Annotated in this window: 6 protein-coding genes; 4 read left to right on the forward strand and 2 right to left on the reverse strand. The window is 71.9% G+C overall.

Annotation, left to right across the window (positions count from 1 at the left end; genetic code table 11):
• Positions 1 to 62: 62 nt before the first annotated feature.
• Both EAD89_RS28675 and EAD89_RS28680 read right to left on the reverse strand, forming a co-directional pair.
• The gene (locus tag EAD89_RS28675) at positions 63 to 716 is read right to left on the reverse strand and encodes an MBL fold metallo-hydrolase (RefSeq protein ID WP_121677876.1); all 654 of its coding nucleotides are present in this window, start codon (positions 714 to 716) and stop codon (positions 63 to 65) included.
• 7 nt (positions 717 to 723) lie between these two features.
• The gene (locus tag EAD89_RS28680) at positions 724 to 1,440 is read right to left on the reverse strand and encodes a maleylpyruvate isomerase family mycothiol-dependent enzyme (protein WP_121677877.1); all 717 of its coding nucleotides are present in this window, start codon (positions 1,438 to 1,440) and stop codon (positions 724 to 726) included.
• A 178-nt stretch (positions 1,441 to 1,618) separates the two neighbouring features.
• On the opposite strand from EAD89_RS28680, the gene rsgA reads away from it, so the two are divergent.
• The 4 genes from rsgA (at position 1,619) to uvrC (ending at position 8,613) form a co-directional block, all read left to right on the forward strand.
• The gene (gene rsgA, locus EAD89_RS28685; protein WP_121677881.1) at positions 1,619 to 2,689 is read left to right on the forward strand and encodes a ribosome small subunit-dependent GTPase A; all 1,071 of its coding nucleotides are present in this window, start codon (positions 1,619 to 1,621) and stop codon (positions 2,687 to 2,689) included.
• Positions 2,690 to 2,856: 167 nt separating this feature from the next.
• Entirely contained in the window at positions 2,857 to 5,805 is a 2,949-nt protein-coding gene (uvrA, locus tag EAD89_RS28690) for an excinuclease ABC subunit UvrA (RefSeq protein ID WP_121677878.1), read from the forward strand.
• A gap of 189 nt (positions 5,806 to 5,994) precedes the next feature.
• Positions 5,995 to 6,486 (forward strand): Rieske (2Fe-2S) protein, encoded by a 492-nt coding sequence (locus tag EAD89_RS28695; RefSeq protein ID WP_121677879.1) that lies wholly within the window; start codon positions 5,995 to 5,997, stop codon positions 6,484 to 6,486.
• A gap of 126 nt (positions 6,487 to 6,612) precedes the next feature.
• The gene (uvrC, locus tag EAD89_RS28700) at positions 6,613 to 8,613 is read left to right on the forward strand and encodes an excinuclease ABC subunit UvrC (protein WP_121677880.1); all 2,001 of its coding nucleotides are present in this window, start codon (positions 6,613 to 6,615) and stop codon (positions 8,611 to 8,613) included.
• Positions 8,614 to 9,439: the final 826 nt, after the last annotated feature.

Genomic DNA, 9,439 nt, shown 5'->3' on the forward strand with positions numbered 1-9,439 from the left:
GGGGTGCGCCCGCGCGGTCGGGTGGGTGGTGCGGGGCCGGCCCCCCGGCCGGCCCCGCGGGGTCACCAGCCCCGGGCCCGCCACTGCGGCAGGGCGGGGCGTTCCGCGCCGAGCGTGCTGTCCTTGCCGTGACCGGGATAGAACCAGGTCTCGTCCGGCAGCCGGTCGAACAGCTTGTGCTCGACGTCGTCGATCAGCGCGGCGAAGCGCTGCGGATCCTTGTCGGTGTTGCCGACACCGCCGGGAAAGAGACTGTCACCGGTGAAGAGATGCGGGGTGCCGGCCGGGTCGCGGTAGAGCAGCGCGATCGAGCCCGGGGTGTGCCCCTTGATGTGGATGACCTCCAGCGCGCAGTCGCCGACCGGCACGGTGTCGCCGTCGGCGAGCCGCTCCGCCTCGATCGGCAGCCCGGCGGCGTCGTCGGCGTGCACCAGCGCCCGGGCGCCGGTCTTGGCGACCACCTCCTCCAGCGCCACCCAGTGATCCATGTGCTGGTGGGTGGTCACCACGGCGGTGAGCCCGCCGTCGCCGATCAGGTCCAGCAGCCGGGGCGCCTCGTTGGCGGCGTCGATCAGGACCTGGTCGCCGGTGCCCGTGCAGCGCAGCAGGTAGGCGTTGTTGTCCATCGGGCCCACCGACAGCTTGCTGATGGTGAGCCCGTTCAGCTCCCGCACCGCCGGCGCGTCGCCGGGGGTGACGTCTCCGCTGTATGTCATGAGGTCTCTAGATCCATTCCGGTGGAGTAGGCAGGGGACCGTCGGGAGTGACGGCGAGCGCGCCGCCGCCGTCACGGCCGATCAGCCAGGCGGCGAGGTCGGCGGCCGGACCGGCGATGACCGGCGCGCTCGCGCGCTCCCCGATCACCAGCTCGTGCTGGCTGCCGTCGAAGCGCAGCACCATCGACGGCGGCGCCGGCCGGTCGGCGTGGTGCGCGGACACCTCGTGCAGCAGCCGGTGGGCGAACGCCTCCGACCAGTCGGCGGGCCGGTAGTCGGTGGCCAGGTCGAGATGGTGCACCTCGATCTCACGCAACCGGCCCCAGACGAGCAGCGCCGCGGGCCACGGGCCGCGGCGGGTCTGCACCGTCGCCGCCCACGCCTCGACGGGCATGGCCGCGACCGCCTCGGTGAACCGGTCCGCGGTACGCCGCAGGTCGTCCAGATGCTCGGCCGGTGGCCGGCCCGCGCCGGCCTCGATGTCCGCCGCGCGGGCCTCCGGCGAGGCGTACATCGGCAGCGGCTCGCCGGTGCGGGCCGCGGTGAGCAGGTTGACGAAGCCGTCGGCGTTGCGCGCCAGGTGCGTCAGGACGTGGCCGCGCGTCCAGCCCGGCAGCAGCGACGAGGCCGCCAGGTCCGCGTCGTCGAAGGCGGCCGCGGTACGCAGGAGCCGGCTGGTGGCGTCGTCCACCTCGCCCATCAGCAGCAGCGGATCGGTGGTCACGCGTCGACCCTAGCGGTACGCCGTCGCGGCGTCGCCGGGGAAATCGCTTTCGGCGCGTCGGGGCGCGCCCTACCGTCAGCGGCATACGCGGCACCGGGACGTCGGACGGAGGTGGTGACCATGCCGGACGTGGCACGTGTGTTCCGCCATCACCAGCTTCGACACCGATGAGGATGCCATGACGATCGATCTGACCGCCCTCGGCTGGGACGCCGAGCGGGCGGCGTACGCCGCACGACGAGGCGACCACCACCCGGGCCGGGTGGCCCGGGTGGACCGGGGGGTCTGCACGGTGCTCACCGCGGCCGGCCCGGTCCGGGCCAGCCTGGGTGGGGCGGTGCTGGCCGCCGCCGCTCGGGACCCCTCCGCGCTGCCCTGCGCGGGTGACTGGGTGCTGCTCGCGCACTGGCCGGACCGCCGCACCACCGTGGAGACGGTGCTGCCCCGGCGGGCCGCGCTGATCCGCCGTACCGCCGGCAAGGACGCCAGCGGCCAGGTGCTGGCCGCCAACCTCGACGCCGCCGCCGTGGTGGAGCCGGTGCACCCGGAGCCGGACGTCGGCCGGATCGAGCGGCTGCTCTCCCTGGCCCACGAGTCAGGGGCCCGGCCGCTGGTCGTGCTGACCAAGGCCGACCTCGCGGCCGACCCGGACGCGCTGGCCCGCCAGCTCGCCGCGGTCGCCCCCGGCGTGCCGGTGCTGCCGGTCAGCGCCGAGCGCGGCCTCGGCCTGGAACCGCTGCGGGCCGAGGTGGCGCCCGGTCGCACGCTCGGCCTGCTCGGGCCCTCCGGCGCCGGCAAGTCGAGCCTGGTCAACGCGCTGGCCGGCGCGGTGATGATGCCGACCCAGGCGATCCGGCGGGTCGACGGCAAGGGCCGGCACACCACCACCTGGCGGGCCCTGGTGCCCATCCCCGACGGCGGGGCGGTGATCGACACGCCCGGCGTGCGGGCGGTCGGCCTGCTGGACGGCGTGGCCGGGCTCGACCGGGCCTTCGCCGACATCGCCGGGCTGGCCGAGGGCTGCCGGTACGCCGACTGCGGGCACGACGGGGAGCCCGCCTGCGCGGTCCGCGACGCGCTGAGCACCGGGGAGCTGTCCACCCGACGCTGGGAGAGCTGGCGGCGGCTGCAGGGGGAGGTGGCCCAGGAGAGCCGGCGGCGCGAGGCGCGGCTCGCCGCGGAGCGGCGTGGCGGGTGGCGTTCCGCCCGGCGCCGGGCGGCCCGACCGCCGTCTCCCGGAGGATACTGACAGGCCCGGCCGACCGGGCTGAGCTGGGGGAATGTGCGGGCGGGGGAAAGTGTCATACCTCGGGGCTAGAGTTGCCGAGGCGCCTTTTCCGCGCCCGCACGACCGCTCAGATCATCCCAGAGCGGGACACATCCTTCGCTTCGTCTTCACCCGGGAGTACACGCACCGTGGCCGACCGACTGATCATCCGTGGCGCGCGCGAGCACAACCTGCGTGACGTCAGTCTCGACCTGCCCCGGGACGCACTCATCGTGTTCACCGGGCTGTCCGGGTCGGGCAAGTCGAGCCTGGCCTTCGACACGATCTTCGCCGAGGGGCAGCGGCGCTACGTCGAGTCGCTCTCGTCGTACGCGCGGCAGTTCCTCGGCCAGATGGACAAGCCCGACGTCGACTTCATCGAGGGCCTGAGCCCGGCCGTTTCCATCGACCAGAAGTCGACCTCGCGCAACCCGCGCTCGACCGTCGGCACCATCACCGAGGTCTACGACTACCTGCGGCTGCTCTACGCCCGCATCGGCGAGCCCCACTGCCCGGTCTGCGGCGAGCGGATCTCCCGCCAGAGCCCGCAGCAGATCGTCGACCGGGTCCTCGCCATGGCCGAGGGCACCAAGTTCATGGTGCTCGCCCCGGTCATCCGCGGCCGCAAGGGCGAGTACGTCGACCTCTTCGCCGAGTTGCAGGCCAAGGGCTACGCCCGGGCCCGCGTCGACGGCGTGGTGCACCCGCTGACCGAGCCGCCGAAGCTCAAGAAGCAGGAGAAGCACACCATCGAGGTGGTGATCGACCGGCTCACCGTCAAGCCGAGCGCCAAGCAGCGGCTGACCGACTCGGTCGAGGCCGCCCTGGGCCTGTCCAGCGGCCTGGTGCTGCTCGACTTCGTCGACCTGCCGGAGGACGACCCGAACCGGGAGCGTCGCTACTCCGAGCACCTGGCCTGCCCTAACGACCACCCGCTCGCCATCGAGGACCTCGAGCCCCGGGTTTTCTCCTTCAACGCGCCGTACGGCGCCTGCCCGGAGTGCACCGGCCTGGGCACCAAGAAGGAGGTCGACCCGGAGCTGCTGGTGCCCGACCCGGAGCGCAGCCTGCGCGAGGGCGCCATCCAGCCCTGGTCCACCGGCCACAACCTGGAATACTTCCTGCGCCTGCTGGAGGCGCTCGGCGAGGCCCAGCACTTCGACGTCGACACCCCGTGGCGGGCACTGCCGGCGCGGGCGCAGAAGACGATCCTGCACGGCTCCGACGACCAGGTGCACGTGCGTTACCGCAACAAGTACGGCCGTGAGCGCTCCTACTACACCGGCTTCGAGGGCGTGGTGCAGTGGATCGAGCGCCGCCACTCCGACACCGAGTCCGAGTGGTCCCGCGACAAGTACGAGGGCTACATGCGCGACGTGCCGTGCGCGGCGTGCGGCGGCGCCCGGCTCAAGCCCGAGGTGCTCGCGGTCACGCTGGCCGGCAAGAGCATCGCCGAGGTCTGCAACCTGTCCGTGGGGGAGTGCGCCGACCTGCTGGCGGGCATCGAGCTCTCCGACCGGCAGAAGATGATCGCCGAGCGGGTGCTGAAGGAGATCAACGCGCGGCTGCGGTTCCTGCTCGACGTCGGCCTGGACTACCTGTCCCTGGACCGGCCCGCCGGCACCCTGTCCGGCGGCGAGGCGCAGCGCATCCGGCTGGCCACCCAGATCGGCTCCGGCCTGGTGGGCGTGCTGTACGTGCTCGACGAGCCGTCGATCGGTCTGCACCAGCGCGACAACCACCGGCTGATCGAGACGCTGATCCGGCTGCGCGGGCTGGGCAACACGCTGATCGTGGTGGAGCACGACGAGGACACCATCCGTACCGCCGACTGGATCGTCGACATCGGCCCCGGGGCCGGTGAGCACGGCGGCAAGATCGTGCACAGCGGCTCCGTGCCGGCGCTGCTGGAGAACCCGGAGTCGATCACCGGGGCGTACCTGTCCGGGCGCCGGTCGATCCCGACGCCGCAGAAGCGCCGCCCGCAGACCAAGGACCGGGAGCTGGTGGTCCACGGCGCGCGCGAGCACAACCTGCGCAACCTGACCGTGTCCTTCCCGCTGGGTCAGCTGATCGCGGTCACCGGGGTCAGCGGCTCGGGCAAGTCGACGCTGGTCAACGACATCCTGTACGCGGTGCTGGCCAACCAGATCAACGGCGCCCGTCTGGTGCCCGGCCGGCACACCCGGGTCGGCGGCCTGGAGCACGTGGACAAGGTCGTCGGCGTGGACCAGTCGCCGATCGGCCGGACGCCACGCTCCAACCCGGCCACCTACACGGGGGTCTGGGACCACGTCCGCAAGCTCTTCGCCGAGACCACCGAGGCCAAGGTGCGCGGGTACGGCCCGGGCCGGTTCTCGTTCAACGTCAAGGGCGGACGCTGCGAGGCGTGCTCCGGTGACGGCACCATCAAGATCGAGATGAACTTCCTGCCCGACGTGTACGTGCCGTGCGAGGTCTGCAAGGGCGCCCGGTACAACCGGGAGACCCTGGAGGTGCACTACAAGGGCAAGACCGTCTCGGACGTGCTGGAGATGCCGATCGAGGAGGCCGCCGAGTTCTTCTCCGCCATCCCGGCCATCCACCGTCACCTCAAGACGCTGGTGGATGTCGGCCTCGGCTATGTCCGCCTCGGCCAGCCCGCGCCGACCCTCTCCGGTGGTGAGGCGCAGCGGGTCAAGCTCGCGTCCGAGTTGCAGAAGCGCTCCACGGGTCGGACGGTCTACGTGCTCGACGAGCCGACCACCGGCCTGCACTTCGAGGACATCCGCAAGCTGCTGATGGTGCTGGAAGGGCTGGTCGAGAAGGGCAACACGGTGATCACCATCGAGCACAACCTCGACGTGATCAAGACGGCCGACTGGCTGATCGACATGGGCCCGGAGGGCGGCCACCGGGGCGGCATGGTGCTGGCCACCGGCACTCCCGAGGAGGTCGCCGAGGTGCCCGAGAGCCACACCGGCCAGTTCCTGCGCCAGGTGCTCAAGCTCGACGGCGATGCCAAGGGCGCGGCGGCCGCTACCACCCGGGCCGCCAAGGCCAACGGCGCCACCAAGACGCGGGCGAGCCGCAAGGTGGCGGCGACCGCCACGCGCTGACCCCGATCCCTGCGGGGCGGGTCCGTACCGACTTCGCGCGCCGACTGCGGCGCGCGGGACGCGGTCCGCCCCGCCCCGTCCCATTTCCCGGGTCGGACGGGTGCCATCGTGAACCATCCGGCACAGTTGCCCGTGTGGAGAGGGTGTGGCCGGCTCTTGCCGGCGCAGCGGGCAACAGAGAGGCGAGGCATGAGTGACGATCAGGCGCTGACCGGTCCGGGTACGCAGACCCGTCGGACCCTGCTCACCGGCGTCGGAGCGGTCGGCGCGGCCGTCGTACTGGCCGCCTGCGGCGACGACACCGGTAGTGGCACCCCCACCGGCGACGCCCCGACCAGCGGCGGCCCGGCGGTGCCCAGCACCGGTGACGCCGGCGGCGGCGACCGGCAGGGCGCCCAGTCGCTCGCCACCACCGCCGACATTCCAGTCGGCGGCGGCAAGGTCCTCGCCGCCGAGGGCGTGGTCATCACCCAGCCCACGGCCGGCCAGTTCAAGGGCTTCAGCCCGATCTGTACGCACCAGAACTGCCCGGTGACGAACGTCGACGGCGGCACCATCAACTGCACCTGCCACGGCAGCAAGTTCTCGATCGAGGACGGCTCGGTGAAGGCCGGTCCGGCCACCAAGCCGCTGCCGCCGAAGGACATCAAGGTCACCGGCGACCAGATCTCGCTGGCCTGATCGGTCAACCCGCCTGATCGGCTCGGCCTCCGGGTGTTCGGCGTCCGTCGACGCCCGTACTTCCCGGAGCCGAGTCGATCTAGCGCTTGCGGCGGGCTGTCGGTGCGGCGGACTAGGCTTGTTGGTGTGGCTGACCCCTCGACCTACCGTCCCGCACCCGGCACCATCCCGGAGTCCCCGGGGGTCTACCGCTTTCGCGACGGCACCGGTCGGGTGATCTACGTCGGCAAGGCGAAGAACCTGCGTAGCCGGCTCAACTCCTACTTCGGCGACGTCTGGAACCTGCACGAGCGCACCCGGCAGATGGTCACCACCGCCGAGTCGGTGGACTGGATAACCGTCGGCACCGAGGTCGAGGCGCTCCAGCAGGAGTTCACCTGGATCAAGCAGTACGACCCCCGGTTCAACGTCCGCTACCGCGACGACAAGTCGTACCCCTATCTGGCCGTCACCCTCGACGAGGAATACCCGCGACTCCAGGTGATGCGCGGCGCGAAGCGCAAGGGTGTGCGCTATTTCGGGCCGTACTCGCACGCCTGGGCCATCCGGGAGACCCTCGACCTGTTGCTGCGGGTGTTCCCGGCCCGGACGTGCTCCGCCGGGGTGTTCAAGAGGGCCGGCCAGGTCGGCCGTCCCTGCCTGCTCGGCTACATCGGCAAGTGCTCGGCGCCCTGCGTCGGCAGCGTCTCCGCCGACGAGCACCGGGCCATCGTCGACGGCTTCTGCGACTTCATGGCCGGGCGCACCGACACCATGGTCCGCAAGATCGAACGCGAGATGACCGAGGCGAGCGAGCAGCTGGAGTTCGAGCGGGCCGCACGGCTGCGCGACGACGTGGCCGCGCTGCGTCGGGCGATGGAGAAGCAGACCGTGGTGTTGGGCGACGGCACCGACGCCGACGTGGTCGCGTTCGCTGACGACCCGCTCGAGGCGGCCGTGCAGGTCTTCCACGTCCGCGACGGCCGGGTCCGCGGCCAGCGCGGCTGGGTGGTGGAGAAGACCGAGGACCTGACGACCGGCGACCTGGTGCACCATTTCTGCACCCAGGTGTACGGCGGCGAGCACGGCGAGGCCGACGTGCCCCGCGAGCTGCTGGTGCCCGAGCTGCCCGCGGACGCCGACGCGCTGGCCGAATGGCTCTCCACCCATCGGGGCAGTCGCGTGTCGCTGCGGGTGCCGCAGCGAGGCGACAAGCGTTCGCTGATGGAGACGGTGGAGCGCAACGCCAAGGACGCGCTGGCCCGGCACAAGCTCAAGCGGTCCGGTGACCTGACCACCCGGGGTAAGGCGCTGGACGAGATCAGCGAGGCGCTCGACATGCGCACGTCGCCCCTGCGCATCGAGTGTTTCGACATCTCCCAGATCCAGGGCACCGACGTGGTGGCCAGCATGGTGGTCTTCGAGGATGGGCTGCCCCGCAAGAGCGAGTACCGGCGGTTCATCGTCCGGGGCGCAACCGATGACCTCTCCGCGATGTCCGAGGTGCTGCGCCGCCGCTTTGCCCGCTACCTCGACGCGCGGGCGGAGACGGGCGAGGTGGGGGTCGAGCCGGCCGACGATCCGGCCGCCCCGGGCGGACAGGGTGACACCGACGAGCCGCAGGTGGGGATCCTGGTCGATCCGACCACCGGCCGACCCCGCAAGTTCGCGTACCCACCGCAGCTGGTTGTCGTCGACGGCGGCGCGCCGCAGGTCGCCGCGGCCGCCCAGGCTCTCGCGGAGCTGGGCATCGACGACGTGGCGCTGTGCGGGCTCGCCAAGCGGCTGGAGGAGGTCTGGCTCCCCGACGACGAGTTCCCGGTCATCCTGCCGCGCACCTCGGAAGGGCTCTACCTGCTGCAGCGGGTTCGCGACGAGGCGCACCGGTTCGCCATCACCTTCCACCGGCAGCGCCGCTCCAAGCGGATGACCGAGTCGGCGCTGGACCAGGTGCCCGGCCTGGGCGAGGTGCGGCGCAAGGCGCTGCTGCGGCATTTCGGCTCGCTCAAGCGGCTGTCCTCCGCCACCGTTGAGGAGATCACCGAGGTGCCCGGGGTGGGCCGGCGCACCGCCGAGTCGATCCTGGCCGCCCTCACCAAGGACGGCACGAAGGCCGACCAGGGCGCCGAGGCCACGCCGAGTTCGTAAGCCCCGCCGGTCGCCACCGCGGACCGTTCGTCGCCTTCGATGATCGTGGTCGGTCAACCGCGTAGCTCGTGGTCGGTCAACCGCGTAGCTCGTGGTCGGTCAGCCGCGTAGATCGTGGTCGGTCCGCCGCGCCCGCCGTCCCTGGCGGCCGATGGGCATGGAGTCCGGAGATGGGCCGGCCACGGGCGGCACCCGCACCCGAAAGCGGTATACCTCAGAGTCATATTTATGCCTCTGAGTCATCGGCCTCAACCCAGTGGCCTCGCCCGGCCGGCCCGTTTGCGCGTGTCTCACCGGGCACTGTCGGCTCGGCTCGGCCACGAGAGGTGATCGAATCGGTACCGCCGACATCGGGGCATCCGCAAGCCCCGGACACCGCGACATCCCCGATATCGAGTCGATCACCCCGAAGAGGCACTCCCCAGGCCTGGCCGGCGGGGTCGTCAACGAGCGCGATACCTCACAGGCATATTTATGACTCACAGGTATACCGCTCACCAGAGCCACCGCCCCCCTTGACGAGGTGCAGGGCCGGCCGGCGGGCGGATCCGGTGCAGGGCGGCGCAGCGAGCGCCGAGCGCTGGGTCCGGATCGGTACTCCACGCACCCCCCGCCAGCCCTTCAGGCCGCCGCCAGACCGGACATTCGGCGCGTCAGGCACCCAGGGCGGTCTGGGCGGGTCAACCCATCCCGCCGGCCGCCACGTGATCGAACCATTGCAAGCGGGTGGCGGGGCTGGCGGGGCTGGACGGGCTGACGGGCTGACGGGCTGACGGGCTGACGGGCTGACGGGGTGTCCGGTTTCGCCGTATGTATGGCGTGGGTG

It is taken from the genome of Micromonospora sp. BL4, assembly GCF_003667505.1.
Lineage (GTDB): Bacteria > Actinomycetota > Actinomycetes > Mycobacteriales > Micromonosporaceae > Micromonospora.